Source organism: Candidatus Erwinia dacicola (genome assembly GCF_001756855.1).
Classification (GTDB): Bacteria; Pseudomonadota; Gammaproteobacteria; order Enterobacterales; family Enterobacteriaceae; genus Erwinia; species Erwinia dacicola.
Window position 1 is genome coordinate 1 of sequence record NZ_MAYS01000364.1, and the last position, 1,213, is coordinate 1,213.

Annotated in this window: 2 protein-coding genes; both read right to left on the minus strand. The window is 52.2% G+C overall.

What is annotated here, in order from left to right:
• Positions 1–26: 26 nt before the first annotated feature.
• Positions 27–374: a hypothetical protein gene (locus BBW68_RS10385; RefSeq protein WP_070135302.1), complete on the minus strand. Its 348-nt coding sequence runs from the start codon at positions 372–374 to the stop codon at positions 27–29.
• Positions 375–500: 126 nt separating this feature from the next.
• A partial coding sequence (locus BBW68_RS10390; RefSeq protein ID WP_476727291.1) for a secretion/conjugation apparatus DotM-related subunit occupies positions 501–1,213 on the minus strand: 713 nt, incomplete at its 5' end.

Below are 1,213 nucleotides of genomic sequence, written 5' to 3' on the forward strand. Positions count from 1 at the left end.
CCGCTCACGCCACAGGCGTGTTACGTTCATGCGGTATGCAAATTCATCATTGCCCCATTGAGTGACACAATTAATGCCACTGCCGCAATTGGCCAGAATATGAGACGGAACAGGCAGGTGCCCTTGTCTGTCCAGATGTGACGGCGTAACGCGCCATTAATGCGGCGCAACGACCAGACAGCATCATACTCGTTTTCAAAATGCATCAGTGTCGTATGCCCGATGGGGCTGTCTGCTACAAGGGAATAGATCCCATTGTCGTCCCGGTTGAGTGTAAACGCCACACCGGACAACAGCAGCAATACCGTTTTACTGACTGTTGCCATGCCGCCGAAACGCAGCAAAAGGGTGGATTTGGTGATGGAAATTTTCAATTCAATACCCCCTAGAATTCGTCGAATGGTGCTGGCTCAGCGGAAGCGGGCGGAGTTGCCTGTGCTAACTGCGCTTTCGGTTCTGTGTTGTTTATGTCAGCCGTTACCTCCGGTGAGTTAACCGGCTCATGGTTGTAATATCAGATGTCGTGCCAGTGCGTCATACAGAAGAACCTGCCATTTAGGGAGTTTGAAAACAGGGCATTGTGTTTCTCCTGTGGCGGCGAGTTCACGCTCAAGTCCGTTAGCTTCTGCCCGCACTGTAGCGGCCAGAGCCTGATATGCCGGGGTTTTGTGTGCCTCGGTTTTAAGCCATGTTTCGGTCTGGCTGAATGCAATGATGCCTGCCCCTTCGACGAACTGTTTACCTCGACCGACGCTGGATAGCGCCATCCAGAGCGGCCTGTCCAGCCCTTTCAGCCAGCGAAATTGTGCAGGCGGTAGCGACAAATCAGCATCAAGCAGGGCGTACAGGCAGGTGCGGGTGCTCCGATAGCCCTTAACCCACACCTGAAAGGCAAGGCGTTCATTGTCTTCCTGAGCGCCGGTCAGCACCGCTTTCACTTCATCCATCACCGGTGCAAATACCGGAAAACCGTCTTTCGACTCCAGACAGGACAGATTGAGTTTATCGAAAAGCTGTTGAGCGAACGGACGGTCATTGTGAACCCTAACCCGGTAGAAAGCGGCGGCCAGCGCAGCTTCATAAGGTTTGAAGTGAAGGTTGCCATTTTTGAAACTGTCAAAATTAATCTGCTGGCGAAAAATTTTTTGGGCGCGGCGTTTGCGAAACAATCTAGAGCGGGGTATTAGGCGACAATTACTCTGACCTGTTTGTA